Origin of the sequence: Micromonospora sp. HB375 (assembly GCF_017872985.1) — a bacterium.
GTDB lineage: Bacteria > Actinomycetota > Actinomycetes > Mycobacteriales > Micromonosporaceae > Micromonospora > Micromonospora chalcea.
Window position 1 is genome coordinate 3,951,626 of the sequence record NZ_JAGGJO010000001.1, and the last position, 13,290, is coordinate 3,964,915.

General features: G+C 75.8%; 14 protein-coding genes. 12 read left to right on the plus strand and 2 right to left on the minus strand.

Annotated elements, in window-relative coordinates; all coding sequences use genetic code 11:
- The first annotated feature begins 9 nt into the window (after window positions 1-9).
- The 12 genes from J3R08_RS18160 to J3R08_RS18215 all read left to right on the plus strand — a co-directional run bounded on the left by J3R08_RS18160 (window position 10) and on the right by J3R08_RS18215 (window position 11,707).
- A complete protein-coding gene (locus J3R08_RS18160) occupies window positions 10-1,248 on the plus strand; it encodes a phage tail sheath subtilisin-like domain-containing protein (protein ID WP_209962160.1) in 1,239 nt (412 codons plus the stop codon).
- A gap of 1 nt (window position 1,249) precedes the next feature.
- A complete protein-coding gene (locus J3R08_RS18165) occupies window positions 1,250-1,732 on the plus strand; it encodes a phage tail protein (protein WP_209962162.1) in 483 nt (160 codons plus the stop codon).
- Between the two features lie 1,246 nt (window positions 1,733-2,978).
- Window positions 2,979-3,119 (plus strand): hypothetical protein, encoded by a 141-nt coding sequence (locus J3R08_RS32100; protein WP_231915426.1) that lies wholly within the window; start codon window positions 2,979-2,981, stop codon window positions 3,117-3,119.
- Entirely contained in the window at window positions 3,119-3,877 is a 759-nt protein-coding gene (locus J3R08_RS18175; RefSeq protein ID WP_209962166.1) for a hypothetical protein, read from the plus strand. Before J3R08_RS32100 ends, J3R08_RS18175 begins: the two co-directional genes overlap by 1 nt.
- 49 nt (window positions 3,878-3,926) lie before the next feature.
- Complete coding sequence (locus J3R08_RS18180) at window positions 3,927-5,498, plus strand: phage baseplate assembly protein V (RefSeq protein ID WP_209962168.1); 1,572 nt, start codon at window positions 3,927-3,929, stop codon at window positions 5,496-5,498.
- Window positions 5,498-5,836 (plus strand): hypothetical protein, encoded by a 339-nt coding sequence (locus J3R08_RS18185; RefSeq protein ID WP_064445743.1) that lies wholly within the window; start codon window positions 5,498-5,500, stop codon window positions 5,834-5,836. The genes J3R08_RS18180 and J3R08_RS18185 overlap by 1 nt, the downstream gene beginning before the upstream one ends.
- Entirely contained in the window at window positions 5,833-6,273 is a 441-nt protein-coding gene (locus J3R08_RS18190; protein WP_064445742.1) for a GPW/gp25 family protein, read from the plus strand. The genes J3R08_RS18185 and J3R08_RS18190 overlap by 4 nt, the downstream gene beginning before the upstream one ends.
- Complete coding sequence (locus J3R08_RS18195; RefSeq protein ID WP_209962170.1) at window positions 6,270-8,891, plus strand: putative baseplate assembly protein; 2,622 nt, start codon at window positions 6,270-6,272, stop codon at window positions 8,889-8,891. Before J3R08_RS18190 ends, J3R08_RS18195 begins: the two co-directional genes overlap by 4 nt.
- Entirely contained in the window at window positions 8,872-9,534 is a 663-nt protein-coding gene (locus J3R08_RS18200; RefSeq protein WP_209962173.1) for a phage tail protein, read from the plus strand. The genes J3R08_RS18195 and J3R08_RS18200 overlap by 20 nt, the downstream gene beginning before the upstream one ends.
- A complete protein-coding gene (locus tag J3R08_RS18205; RefSeq protein WP_069088530.1) occupies window positions 9,531-10,451 on the plus strand; it encodes a hypothetical protein in 921 nt (306 codons plus the stop codon). Before J3R08_RS18200 ends, J3R08_RS18205 begins: the two co-directional genes overlap by 4 nt.
- On the plus strand, window positions 10,448-10,924 hold the full coding sequence (locus tag J3R08_RS18210) for a hypothetical protein (RefSeq protein WP_069088529.1): 477 nt from the start codon (window positions 10,448-10,450) through the stop codon (window positions 10,922-10,924). The genes J3R08_RS18205 and J3R08_RS18210 overlap by 4 nt, the downstream gene beginning before the upstream one ends.
- An 18-nt stretch (window positions 10,925-10,942) precedes the next feature.
- Entirely contained in the window at window positions 10,943-11,707 is a 765-nt protein-coding gene (locus tag J3R08_RS18215) for a hypothetical protein (RefSeq protein WP_069088528.1), read from the plus strand.
- Here the strand turns inward: J3R08_RS18215 and J3R08_RS18220 are convergent.
- Entirely contained in the window at window positions 11,700-12,314 is a 615-nt protein-coding gene (locus J3R08_RS18220) for a bifunctional 4-hydroxy-2-oxoglutarate aldolase/2-dehydro-3-deoxy-phosphogluconate aldolase (protein WP_209962175.1), read from the minus strand. The genes J3R08_RS18215 and J3R08_RS18220 overlap by 8 nt on opposite strands.
- A complete protein-coding gene (locus tag J3R08_RS18225) occupies window positions 12,311-13,261 on the minus strand; it encodes a sugar kinase (protein ID WP_307849497.1) in 951 nt (316 codons plus the stop codon). The genes J3R08_RS18220 and J3R08_RS18225 overlap by 4 nt, the downstream gene beginning before the upstream one ends.
- Window positions 13,262-13,290 lie beyond the last annotated feature (29 nt).

The window sequence follows — 13,290 nt, forward strand, 5'->3', positions numbered from 1 at the left end:
GGAGGACCGATGCCCACCTACTTCTCCCCCGGCATCTACGTCGAGGAGGTACCGAGCGGGGCCCGCCCGATCGGACCGGTCGGCATGAGCACCGCCGCCTTCGTCGGGGTCGCGCCCGACCGGGGCGCCCACGTCGGCGAGGCGCTGGCGGTGAACAGCTGGACCGAGTTCCTGCGGCTGTACGCCGACGGCGAGCACCTGGAGAGCACCCCGCTGGCCCGCGCCGTGTTCGGCTTCCTGGACAACGGCGGCACCCGCTGCTGGGTGGTGAACGTCGGCGAGGGCGGCCGCCTCACCGGCACCGGCGGGCGGCGCGGCGGCCTGGAACTGCTGGAGGCGATCGACGAGGTCTCCATAGTGGCCGCGCCCGGCTACCACGACCCGGTCTCGCACGAGGCCCTGATCAGCATGGCCGAGCGGCTGCGCACCATGGTGGCGATCTGCGACCCGCCGCCGGAGGTCACCGACGTCTCCCGGCTCACCCGCGTCGCCACGCCGGGCAAGCCGCCCAAGCCCGCGTCGGCCGACAAACCCGCCGAGGGTACGCCGGGCGACGCCGACGACGAACCGCCCGGCACCGGCGGCGACCGGCCCCGGCAGTCGGACTACGCCACCTTCTACTTCCCGTGGATCCGGGTCCGCGACCCGCTCAGCGGCGACCTGGTGCTCACCCCGCCGAGCGGGCACGTCGCCGGCATCTGGGCCCGCACCGACGCGCTGCGCGGCGTGCACAAGGCGCCCGCCAACGAGCCGGTACGCGGCGCCGTCGACCTCGCGTACCGGGTGACCCGGCCGGAGCACGACGTGCTCAACCCCAAGGGCGTCAACGTGATCCGCTTCTTCGCCGGGGAGGGCATCCGGCTGTGGGGCGCCCGTACGCTCGCCGCCGAGGCCAGCGAGTGGCGCTACCTGAACGTGCGGCGGCTGTCCATCTCGATCGAGCAGGCCATCGCGGGCGGCACCCGCTGGATGGTGTTCGAGCCGAACGACTTCACGCTGTGGCGCTCGATCCGCCGCGACATCGGGGCGTTCCTCACCCGGGTGTGGCGCGACGGCGCGCTGCTCGGCCGTACGCCCGAGGAGGCGTTCTTCGTCAAGTGCGACGAGGAGACCAACCCGGCCGACGTCCGCGACGCCGGGATGGTGGTGGCGCACATCGGCATCGCCGTGGTCAAGCCCGCGGAGTTCGTGGTGTTCAAGCTGAGCCAGTGGGCCGGCGGCACCGAGACCGAGACGATCGGAGGCTGACATGCCCACCACCGCGACGCCGCAGCCGGGGGCGCCCGTCGACCCGTACCGCGCCTACCACTTCAAGCTGCTGATCAACGGCATCACCAACGGGCACTTCACCGAGGTCAGCGGCTTCGAGGTGGCGATTCCCGCGCTGTCGTACCGGGAGGCGGGCAACGAGCGCATCCGGGCCGTGCCGGGACAGGTCGAGTACGCCCCGGTCACGCTCCACTTCGGCCTGACCAGCTCGCGTGAGCTGTGGGACTGGGTGAGCGCGGCGGCGAAGGGCACCGTCAACCGGCGCAACGTGTCGGTGGTGCTGCTCGACCCGGCCGGCACAGCCGAGGTGCTGCGCTGGAACATGATCAATGCCTGGCCGACCCGGTGGCGGGGCGCGCACCTGAACACCCTGTCGCAGGAGATCGCCATCGAGGCGCTGACCCTGGCGTACGAGGGCCTGGAACTGGAGGCCGGCGGTGCCGCCGCCCCGGCGGGCGCGTGACCGGCTGGCCCGCGCGCTGCGGGTCACCGCGGATCGCCTGTCCGGTCCGGCCCCGGCCGAGGACGCGCCGTCCTTGCCCGGCCAGCAGCCCGCCCCCGGTCAGCCGCCCGAGCACTGGCGGCGGCTGGTGGCGGCGCACGCCCCCGGCCTGCTGCGCGACCTTCCGCCGGTTTCCGCTCCTCCCCCGCTCTCCGACGAGCGGCGCCAGAGGGGCCGGTGGCGCTGGATGGCACGTTTGATCAACGGACTCGCCGCTTTCCGCAACAGCCCGCCGAGATCTTGGTACGAAAGGGCCCCTATAGGGGCCGTTTCCTACCAAGATCTCCCGGAGCTCCTGAGAAGTGGGACGGGGATCTCGGGAAGCGGGAACTCGGAGCCGGGGCGCGGTGCGCGGTCGCCGGGAGCGACGAGTGCCGGGTGGGAAGTGAGCGGGGCGGCGCCCTCCACGCCGACGCCGGGCGCCCGGTACCGCTCGGACGGGGCGTCTGCGGGTGAACCCGCGAACCGGTTCGTGACGGAGCCGATCGGCTTGGCCGGGGCACCGGAGAGGACGAGAGCGGCGCGTATGCCGGACCGGACCGGATCACCGGGCGCCGTCGGCCCGACCGGTACCGCAAGCACCACGGAAGCCATCGGTGGCGCGCCCCCGGCACGCCGGCCGGTGGTGACTCGCGCCCTCAGGCCGGCCCTCACCGGCACGAGGGGCGCGAGCGGCGACGGCACCGGTCGGCCCACCGACCCGGGCGTGCCCGCTGGCACCGCCGGGCCCGTACACCCCGCCGGCAGCCGGGACACGATCGGATCGCCGGGTCGCGTGGGATCCGGCGAATCGGACCGGCCGTCACCGTCCGAGCGCAGGCCCGGCCCCGACCGGGTGGACCCGCTCCGGAACCTCCCACAGGTCGACCGGGGCCGGCCGACGCGCAGGGACGACATCGCCGGAGCGGACGTGCCGTCCGGTCGAGGGGACATGCCCCCGCTCACCTTCGCGGCTGCGCCACCGTCGTTGCCGCGCGGACCGGCCGCACGCATCAAGGGCGGTCGAACCGGATCAACGAACGGTCGCGACGGGACAAGGGACGGATCCGTCGCCCAGTACCCGGGGCGCGCCGCCGGCCTGCCGTATCCGGGCGGACACGACCCGGCGTCCGGGGAGAGGCAGGGGCGGTGGCCCGCGCGTCCCACGTACAGCAACCCGTGGCCGGCCCTGCCGGACGGTTCCGACCCGACCCGCACGACGGGCCACGTGGCGACCGGGATGGCCGAGGGCGGCGGGACGCACGCGGATCCGTGGCCGGCGCTCCCGGCCGAACCGGCCTGGCCCGCCCCGCAGCCCACGCGGTGGAGCGACACGGCCCGGCTGGACCGGGAACAGGCGGGTGACTGATGGAGCGCGTGGCCTTCCTCGTGGACGAGTCCGGCACCCGGGTCGACTGCCTGCTCAACCCGGAGACCGTGCAGGTGACCCGGCTGGCCGGGGTACGCCCGCGCGGCGGACCGGACGGGCCGCTGACCGGCGCCGGGCTGGCCGACGACCCGCTGGTCTTCACCGGCGGCGGGCGTACCGAACTGGTCCTGGACCTGCTCTTCGACGTCGACTTCGTGGAGTCGCCGGCCCGGCCCGAGGACGTCCGCGCGCTGACCCGGCCGTTGTGGATGCTGGCGGAGAACTCGGCGGTCGAGCACGGCTGGCTGCGCCCGCCGCTGGTCCGCCTGGTCTGGGGCAAGACCTGGAACGTCCCGGGCGTGATCACGGCGATCGCGGAACGCTTCGACGCGTTCACCCTCACCGGTACGCCCCGGCGCTCCTGGCTGCGGCTGAAGCTGGTCCGCGTCGCGGAGGGCGCGGAGGCGGCGCGCGCCGGGTTCGAGGAGGAACTGGCCGCGGCGAGCACACCCGCTGTCGCGCCCGGGTCGGCGGTGGTCGCCGCCGCCGACGGCGCGGCCGAGCCGGGCTGGTCCGGGGTGCGCTTCGACCTGCTCGCCCACGACGCGCTGGGCTCGCCGCTGCGCTGGCGTCTGCTCGCCGAGCACAACCGGATCACCGACCCGCTCACCGTGCCCGCTGGCACCGCGCTCGCCGTCCCGCCGGCCGGCGCCGCCACCGTCGCGCCGGACGCCGTCACCGCGGGAGGCACGCCGTGACCCGCCACGCGGCCAGCCCGGCGCGGCGAGCGGCCGCCGGGGGTGCGCCGTGAGCCGGGCCGCCCTGGTCACAGTCGACGGGCGACCGCTGGCCGATCCAGCCCGGCTGCGCGGCATCCGCGTCGCCGCCCGCCTCGACCGCCCGGCACAGTGCGAGCTGACCCTCGCCGCCGCCCCCGGCGCGGGTCCGCTCGACCCTCCGGTACGCCCCGGCGCCGCCCTCGACGTCCGCCTCGACGGGCAGGCGGAGGCGCTGTTCACCGGCGAGGTGACAGCAGTCGAGCGGGAGTACGCCGGTGACGGCGCCGCGCTGGCCCGGATCCGGGCGTACGACCCGCTGCACCGGCTGCGCAAGCGGCAGGAGCTGCGCGTGTTCGAGTCGGTGACCGCCGCCGAGCTGGCCGCCGACCTGTGCGCCGGGCTGGGGTTGAGCGTGGCGGCCGAGGACGACGGGCCGCGCCTGGACCGGCTGCTCCAGCACCGGCACACCGACCTGGATCTGCTGTGCGAGGTGGCCGGCCGGGCCGGGCTGCACCTGGGCGTGGACGGTGACCGGTTGCGGCTGTGCACGCTGGACGGCTACGGGGAGCCGCTGCCGTTGAGGCTCGGCGAGACGGTGCACGCGCTGCGGATCACCGAGAACCTGGACCGGGCGGGCGCGGAGTGCGCAGTGCTCGGCTGGCACCCGCAGCGCGCCGAGCCGCTGAGCCAGCGCGCGGACGAGGCGCGCAGCGGGCGGCGCATCCCGCTGCGCCCGGACCCGGGCGACGTGGGCGCGGACGGCGTGCGTACCGCTGTGGACCAGCCGGGCCGCAGCGACGACGAGCTGGCCGCGCTGGCCCAGGCCGGGCTGGACGCCCGGGTGGCGGCGCTGGTCACCGCCGAGGGCACCGCGGAGGGCGACCCGGCGCTGCGGCCGGGCCGGCGGATCGCGCTGGCCGGCGTCCCGGAGCCGCTGGCCGGGGTGTACGTGCTCACCGAGGTGGTGCACACGGTGGACGCCGACGGGCACCTGACCCGGTTCTCCACCGCGCCGCCCGGCCCGCCGCCGTCGGCCGCGCCCCCGGCGGCGACTGTCACGCTCGGCACCGTCACCGACGTCGACGACCCGGACGGGCTGGGCCGGGCCCGGGTGACGCTGCCCGCGTACGGCGATCTGGACGCGGGCTGGCTCGCGGTGCTCTGCCCGGGCGCGGGCCGGGGCAAGGGCATCGTCGCGCTGCCCGACCCCGACGACACCGTGCTGGTGGCGCTGCCCGGCGGCGAGCCGGCCTCGGGCGTGGTGCTCGGTTCGCTGTTCGGCGCGGTCGAGCCGTACGACACCGGGATCGTGTCCGGCCGCTCGCGGCGCTGGTCGATGCGGACCGGCACCGGGCAGTCCATCGTGATCGACGACGACGGGCGCACGCTGCGGCTGGCCACCGACGCGGGCAGCTTCGTCGAGCTGCGTCCCGAGCTGACCACCGTGCACGCCGCCGGGGATTTGGTGCTCTCCGCGCCCGGCCGGGCCGTCGTGGTACGCGGCCGCACCGTCGACTTCCTGCACGCCCCGGCGGCCGAGGACGCCGAGACCGCCGCCGCGCAGGCCCGTACGCTCGCCCGTTCCGCCGGAGGTGGCTGATGCGCTGGATCCACCGCGACTCGCTGATCACCTGCGGACACGACGGGCGGGTGAGCAACCGCCCGTCCCAGCAGTGGGTGACGGTCCAGGCCGTGCCGGTGCTGATCCGCCCCGACCCGGAGGGGCGCGACATCACCGCCTGCCCCAACTACGGCCCGACGATCAAACCGTGCCTGCACACGCTGACCGTGACAGTGGGTTACAGCACGTGGGTGCGGGTGGACCGGCAGCCGGTGGTGCTGTCGCACCTGGACGGCCTGACCGACGGCACCCCGCCGGGCACCGTGCACCACCAGGTCCGCGACGTGCGGCAGAGCTTCCTGGGGGCGGACGCATGAGGGCCTTCCGCTTCGTCGGCGCCGGCTTCGACGCCGGCCGCGCCGGTGGTCTCGCGCTCACCGCCGCAGGCTCGCTCGCCATGACCGACGGCGACGAGACGGTACGCCAGGCGCTGTACCTGCTGCTGTCCACCACGCCCGGGGAGCGGCTGATGCGTCCCGGGTACGGGTCGCGGCTGCACCGGCTCGTCTTCGCGCCGAACGACGACACCACCGCCGGGCTGGCGATCCACTACGTGCGGCAGGCGATCCGGCGCTGGGAGCCCCGGGTCGAGGTGCTCGACGTGGACGCCGGCCCCGACCCGGACGACCCGTGGCGCCTGGTGATCCGGCTCGACTACCGGGTGCGGGCCAGCCTCTCCCCCGGCCACCTGGTGTTCTCCGTCGACCTGCTGCCCGCCGACGAGGAAACCGGAGACGAGGAGGGCACGTCATGACGCTGCCGGTGCCGCACCTGGACGACCGCGCCTTCCTCGACCTGGTCACCGAGGCGCGGGAACGCATCGCCCGGTCCTGCCCGGACTGGACGGACCTGTCCGCGCACGACCCGGGCATGGCGCTGGTGGAGGCGTTCGCGTACCTGACCGAGGTGATGATCTACCGGCTGAACCAGTTGCCGGAGAAGGCGTACGTGGCGTTCCTGAACCTGCTCGGCGTCACCCGGCATCCACCGGCGGCGGCCTGGGCGGACGTGCGCCTGACCCGTACCGGCCCGGACCGCGGCCCGGTGCGGGTGCCGGCCGGCACCCGGGTCGCCGCGGCCCGCGGCGCGGACCCCCGGCCGGTCGTCTTCGTGACCACCGAACCGGCGGTGCTGCCCGCCGGGGAGACCACGACGACGGTACGTGTGCACCACTGCGAGCCGGTCGAGGCGGAGCTGCTGGGCACCGGCACCGGGCAGCCCGGTCAGGTGTTGCGGGCCGGCCGTGCGCCGCTGACCCGTACCACCGAGGCGCTTGATCTGCTGCTCGGCGTGGAGGTGCCGGCCGGTTCGGTGGAGCTGGGCGCGGCCGCCCGCGAGCACGAGGGGCGCACGTACGAGATCTGGCGGCCGGTGGACAGCTTCGCCGGTGTCGGCCCGCAGGCGAAGGTCTACCTGGTGGACCGGGCCTCCGGGGTGGTCACGTTCGCCCCGGCGCTGGACCTGCGCCCGGACGGTGGCGCCCCGGCCGTCGAGGGGGCGGCCGGGGCGACCACTGTGGCGGCGGTGCCGCCGGCCGGACGGCAGGTGCGGCTCTGGTACCGCTGCGGCGGCGGACCGGCCGGGAACGTCGCGGCGGGCGTGCTGACCAGCCTGCGCGACCCGCTGCCGGGGGTGCGGGTGGACAACCCGGAGCCGGCCACCGGTGGGCGGGAACTGGAGTCGCTGGAGTCGGTGCTGGCGCGCGGGCCGTACGAGTTCTTCGCCCAGCAGCGCGCGGTGACCGCCCGGGACTTCGAGATCCTGGCCACCGGCTCCGGGGCGGTGGCGCGGGCGCGGGCGTTCACCCGGGCCGCCGTCTACAGCTTCGCCCGGCCCGGCGAGGTCGAGGTGGTGCTGGTGCCGTACGTGCCGGACGCGGCCCGTCCCGGCGGCCGGCTGCCGGTGGCAGTGCTGCGCGAGCACGAGGTGGAGGAGGCCCGCCGCCGGGTCGAGGCCGACCTGGAACGCCGCCGTGCCCTGGGTACGGCGGTGCGGGCCGGCTGGGCGCGCTACAAGGCGGTGTCCATCCAGGCGCGGGTGGTGGTGCGCCGCGAGGAGGACGTGGACGCGGTGCGCCGCCGCATCCACGAGCGGCTGCACCAGACGCTCAGCCCGCTGCCCACGCCGCTGAACCCGGCCGGCTGGGCGTTCGGCGAGCCGCTGCGCGCCTCCAACGTGTACCGGATGCTGGAGCACGCCGAGCCGGGCGTGCGCTACGTCGAGTCGGTGCGGTTCGTGGTCGACGAGGCGCCGGACGCGCAGGTACGGACCGTGGCGGTGGACCAGTACCAGGCCGACACCTGGTACGCCGGCGGCGGCCCGGTGCTGTTCCGCTCCACCAACGCCGGGGCGGGCTGGGAACCGGCCGGCCGGTTCGACGACGAGACAGTGGTGCGGGTGGTGCCCGCGCCCGCCCCGGTACGCCCCGGCGTGGTCCCCCGGGCCGGTTCGGTGGCGGTGGTGACCACCCGCGCCGCCGGCGGCTCCCGGGTCCGGCTGAGCACCGACCTGGGTGAGACGTGGACGCTGCTGACCGACCTCGACTCCGGCGTCCGCGATCTGGCCTGGATCGACCGGGACGGCACCGGCGCGCTGCTGCTGGCCACCGACGCGGGCCTGTACGAGGTGCCGCTGCTACCCGGCGCGGTGCCGTTGCAGATCCTGGTCGACCCGGCCGACGCCGACCGGGGCTTCTACGCGGTGCGCGCGTTCGTCTCCGAGCGCGGCGCGCCGGGGGTGGCTGTCGCCGCGCAGGCCGGATTCGGCGTCTACCTGTCCACCGCGGCCGGGCGGCCCGGCACGTTCGCCCACGTCGGCCTCGCCAACGTCGACAACCGGATCCTCGCCGTCCAGTACGACGGCCCGGCCACGCTGCTGTGGTGCGGCGCGGGCGAGCCGGACCCGAAGAAGCCCGGCCAGGGCTGCCACCGCACCCGGCTGTTCGAGTCGGACGTGAAGTGGCAGTCGATGGCGTCCGGCTGGATCGGCGGCACCTGCCGCGACCTGGCGTTCAGCGGCCCGCTCGCGCTCGCCGCGACGCAGAGCGGCGGCGTGGTCCGCCTCGACACGCTCGCCGGGCAGCCGCAGTGGTCGCCCGTGATGGTCAACTGCGGCCTGCCGCTGCGGGACCGGACCCGGTTCGTCCCGGTCGACGCCATCGCCGCCACCGCGCCCACCGGCACCTCCGGCGCCGGGCGGCTGGTGCTCGCCGGCGGCGAGCGCGGCGTGTTCCGCAGCGGCGACGGCGAGGACTGGACGGCGAGCGCCAACCAGGCCACCGCCGACGTGGTCACCGTCCCCGGCACCTGGCTGCTCTGCTCCGGCGAGCACGACATCGAGGTGGTGCGGCAGGATGCGCCGAGCGGCGATTGAGCGGCTGCTGCCGGCCGCGTACCAGCGGGCCGCCGGCCCGGGCAGCGTGCTGGGCGCGCTGCTGGACGTGATGGAGGCGCTGCACGCCCCGGACGAGGCGGTGCTCGCCGACGTCGACGCGCTGTTCGGGGCGTACCGGACGCCGGACGGGTTCGTGGCGTACCTGACCCGCTGGGTGGCGATGGACCACGTGGTCGCCGCGCCCCGCGCCGACGCGCCGCTGCCGTTGCCGGCGGGCCGGCTGCGGGACCTGGTGGCGCACGGCGCGCTGCTGGCCCGGTGGCGCGGCACCCCGTACGGCATGCGGACCGCGCTGGAGCTGGCCACCGGCGTGACCGGGTTCGTGCTGGACGAACCGCCGGACCGGCCGTTCCACCTGGTGGTGCGGGTGCCACCGGCCGCCGCCGACCGGCTCGCGCTGGTCACCCGCATCGTCGAGGCGGAGAAACCGGCGGCGGTCACCGTCGAGGTCGTCACCGGGGACCCGCCCGACCCGCCCTCCGACCCGACGCCGCCCGACCCGGGCCCGCCGCCCACGCCTGAGCCGGACGACGCCGAGCCCGCCGCCGGGGTGGCGACGGTGCGCGCGGTCGGCCGGGCGCACGTACCCGCACCCCACGATCCGCCCGAGGAGCCGTCATGACCACCGAATGGACAGTCGTCGCCGCCGCCGAACAGTTCACCCTGGACGCCCGCAACAGCGGTGAGCTGACGTTCACCGTGTCGAACCCGGGCACCGCGCCGGACACCGTCGTCTTCGACGTCGCGCCCGGCGAGGGCAGCCAGCGGGCCTGGTTCACCGTGGCCGAGCCGCAGCGGGTGGTGCCCGGGCAGGGCTCGGTGTCGTTCCTGGTACGCCTGGCCGTGCCGCCCGGCACGCCGCCCCGGCGCTACGACATGACCGGGTTCGCGTACTCGGCGAACACCGCGCCGGAGGAGAGTTCCCGCTCCAGCGGCCGGGTCACGTACGACGTGCGGGCCGTCGTACCCCCGAAGCGCGCGCCGTGGCCGTGGATCGCGGCCGCCGCGGCGCTGGTGCTGGTCGTGGCCGGGGTGGTGGCCTGGCTGGTGACCCGCGGACCGGACACCCCCGCGCCGCCGCAGGCCGACGCGGTGACCGTGGAGGCGGAGACGCTGGTCTCCGGCGCGACGGTGCAGTCCACCACCGGCGCGAAGGCGGACGTGGTGGCGCAAAAGAACTGCTGCGACGTGGTGTGGTCCGGCGACGCCCAGCTGTTCTTCCTGGGCCGGGGCGTCGGCGACCGGGTCACCGTGCAGGTGGACCTGCCGTCCGACGGCACCTGGCGGTTCTCCACCGTGCGGACCACGTCGTTCGACTACGCGAACACGATCTGGCTGGTCGACGGCCGGCAGGTCGGCGACACGTTCTTCGGGTTCACCCCGACGGTGGTCCGCACCGACGAGGTGGACGTGGGGACCCTGGAGCTGACCCGCGGCCCGCACAAGCTGACGCTCGTGGCGGTGAGCAAGACGCAGGGCACCGACAGGTACTTCGCGGGCGTGGACGAGATCCGCTTCACGCCCGTCGTCCGGCCATGACCACCAGGCAGAAGGTGCTGCTGGTGGCGGTGGCAGTGCTGCTGGTGGCGCTGTACGTGGTGGCGGTGGCCGGACGCCGCGACGACAGGGGCGACCCGGCGGCCGGGCCGGGCGCGCTGGCCCGGCTGGGACGCGGGTCCGGGACGGTCGACCCGGCGACGGTGGCGGTGAGCTGCCTGCCGCCGGCCGCGGAACCGGCCACCACCGCCGACGGGGTGACGCTCACCTTCGGCACGGTGTGCCGGCTGCGGGTGGCCGACCCGGGCGCGCTGCGCACGCTGGTGCTGCGCGGCACGACGCCGTTCGAGGTGACAGCCCGCGCGCCGGGCGACGCGGACGTGACGGTCACCGACGAGGTCGCGCCCGACGCGGACGGCCCGGCGGTGGCGAAGGTGGCTGTTGACCGGGAGACCGAGGTGCTCCTGCGGTGTCCGGGAGGTGGTGGATGTTCGGTCACGCTGGCCCGGTCCTGACCGGGACGGAGACGCGGCATGGGTGAGTTGCGCAAGCCGTTCCTGCTGCTGGCGTTGCTCGCGGTGGCGCTCGTGGTCGGCGTGGAGCTGGGCGCGGCGGCGCTGACCGGCGGCGGCGACGCGAGCGGCGCGCTGCGGGAGCGCGCCGGGCAGCTCGGCGTCGAGCTGGGCGACGTCGGCGCGGTGTCCGAGCCGTCCGGGCGGGGCATCGGCTACCTCGCGCTGATCGACGTGGTGGCGCTCTGGACGACCGGGCTGTTCTGCCTGAGCCTGGTGCTGCCGGACCGGGTGCAGGGCCGGGTGCAGGGCGTGGCCACGCTCGTCTTCTCGATCGTGCTGCTGCTGGTGTCGCTGGTCCTGCTGATCGTCGCGTTCGTCGAGCTGACGGTGATGGTGTCGCTGGTCCTGGCGCCGCCGTTCGGCACGCTGGCGTACCTCGCGGTGTGGGGGTTCTTCCCGGTCGGCGACGCGGCGGTGCTGCTCGGGCTGGCGCTGCTGCTCAAACTGGTCTGGGCCGGGCTGCTGCTCGCCGCCCAGCCCCGGTTCCTGCGCAACAAGGGCCTCGTCGCGCTGATGCTGACCACGCTGCTGTGCACAGTGGTGCTGCAGTTCCTGCACGGCCTGGTGCCGGTGATCCTGGTCAGCATCCTGGACGACCTGGGCGCCGTGGTGTTCGCGGTGGTGGCGCTGATCTGGGCGCTGGTGCTGCTGATCGGGTCGATCCCGGCGATCGTGAAGGCGATCCGGACCACCGCCACCACGTCCGGCCGTACCGTCACCTGACCGCGCCGCCGGCCGCGAGCGTGGCCAGGCGCGGCAGCTGCTGCGGGTCGGTGAGCGCCGACCCGACCGCCACCACGCGCGCCCCGGCGGCGAGGAAGTCACCCGCGTTGCCGGCGTCGACACCGCCGGTGGCCACGAACCGGGCCTCCGGCAGCGGCCCGGCCACCGCCCGGAACCAGGCCGGGCCGAGGCTGACCGCCGGGAACGCCTTGAGCCACACCAGGCCGTGGTCGAGCGCCCGCTGCGCCTCGGTCGGGGTGGCCACGCCGGGCAGGTGCGGCACGCCGAGACCGGCCGCCGCGTCGGCCACCGCCAGGTCCAGGCCGGGCGCCACTGTGAACGCCGCCCCGGCGGCCACCGCGTCGTGGACCTGCGCCGGGGTACGCACGGTGCCCGCGCCGACGATCCGGTCCCGCCGCCGCCCGGCCGTCACCGCGGCGCGCAGCGCCGGCACCGCTTCCGGGGTACGGATGGGCACCTCCACCACGGCGATGCCGAGATCCCAGGCCAGTTCCGCCAGCCGGACCGTCTCGTCGACAGGCAGGTCGCGCAGGATCACCATCACCCGCGCGTCGCCGAACAGTGCCTCGAAGTCGTGCCCGCTCATCTCCCACTCCCTCCCTTGACCTGCGCGGTCCACATCGTCTCCGGCAGCGCCAGCGCCCGCGCGATCGTCTCCGGATCAGGCGGCGGCGCGGTGTCGCCCGGCACGACCAGCACCGGCGCGGCGGTCAGGTGCCCCAGCCGCAGACAGGCGCGCAGGTCCAGGCCGCGCAGCAGCCCGGACAGGAACCCGGCGGCGAACGCGTCACCCGCGCCGACCGGCTCCACCACGTCCACCGGCAGCGCCGGCACGAACACCGCCGGCCCGGTACGCGGCAGCGCCGTCGCGCCGACCGGCCCGTCCTTGACCACCACCAGTTCCGGGCCGGGCAGCAGGGCACGAACGTCGGCCGGATCGTCCGCAGCCCACAGTCCGGCCGCCTCGTCCAGCCCGACCAGCACCACGTCGGCGCGGTCGGCCAGGCCGTGCAGGACCGGGGCGGCCCGGTCGGCGGGCCAGAGCGCCGGGCGGTGGTTCACGTCGAAGCTCACCCGGGCACCCGGTAGCGCGCGCCCGTCCAGCGCTGATACGAGCAGGTCACGGCAGGTGCCGGAGAGCGCCGCGGTGATGCCGGACAGGTGCAGCAGGCGTGCCCCGGCCAGCCCGGAACGCGTGAGGTCGGCGGCACCGAGGCGGCTCGCGGCCGACCCGGCACGGTGGTAGTGCACGCGGGTGCCGACCGGGGTCGGATCCTTCAGGTAGAGCCCGGTCGGCGCGTCCGGATCCACGATGACCAGGCTGACGTCCACGCCCGCGGCGGCGACCTCGGCCACCACCCGCCGCCCGAACGGGTCGTCGCCGACCCGGCTCACCCACGCCGCACGGTGCCCGAGCCGGGCCAGCCCGGCCGCCACGTTCGACTCCGCGCCGCCCACGCCGACGGTCAGCCGCGCCGCGCGCTCCAGCGACCCGCCGTCGTCAGGGGCGAGCACCACCATCGTCTCGCCCACGCAGACCACCTCCGGCCCGCCCGCCGGGC

What these genes read in the sequence shown, in the direction of transcription:
- J3R08_RS18160 (WP_209962160.1), top strand. Translation starts at nt 10, where the DNA reads ATGCCCACCTACTTCTCCCCCGGCATCTACGTCGAGGAGGTACCGAGC.
- J3R08_RS18165 (WP_209962162.1), top strand. Translation starts at nt 1,250, where the DNA reads ATGCCCACCACCGCGACGCCGCAGCCGGGGGCGCCCGTCGACCCGTAC.
- J3R08_RS18175 (WP_209962166.1), top strand. Translation starts at nt 3,119, where the DNA reads ATGGAGCGCGTGGCCTTCCTCGTGGACGAGTCCGGCACCCGGGTCGAC.
- J3R08_RS18185 (WP_064445743.1), top strand. Translation starts at nt 5,498, where the DNA reads ATGCGCTGGATCCACCGCGACTCGCTGATCACCTGCGGACACGACGGG.
- J3R08_RS18190 (WP_064445742.1), top strand. Translation starts at nt 5,833, where the DNA reads ATGAGGGCCTTCCGCTTCGTCGGCGCCGGCTTCGACGCCGGCCGCGCC.
- J3R08_RS18195 (WP_209962170.1), top strand. Translation starts at nt 6,270, where the DNA reads ATGACGCTGCCGGTGCCGCACCTGGACGACCGCGCCTTCCTCGACCTG.
- J3R08_RS18200 (WP_209962173.1), top strand. Translation starts at nt 8,872, where the DNA reads ATGCGCCGAGCGGCGATTGAGCGGCTGCTGCCGGCCGCGTACCAGCGG.
- J3R08_RS18205 (WP_069088530.1), top strand. Translation starts at nt 9,531, where the DNA reads ATGACCACCGAATGGACAGTCGTCGCCGCCGCCGAACAGTTCACCCTG.
- J3R08_RS18210 (WP_069088529.1), top strand. Translation starts at nt 10,448, where the DNA reads ATGACCACCAGGCAGAAGGTGCTGCTGGTGGCGGTGGCAGTGCTGCTG.
- J3R08_RS18215 (WP_069088528.1), top strand. Translation starts at nt 10,943, where the DNA reads ATGGGTGAGTTGCGCAAGCCGTTCCTGCTGCTGGCGTTGCTCGCGGTG.
- J3R08_RS18220 (WP_209962175.1), bottom strand. Translation starts at nt 12,314, where the DNA reads ATGAGCGGGCACGACTTCGAGGCACTGTTCGGCGACGCGCGGGTGATG.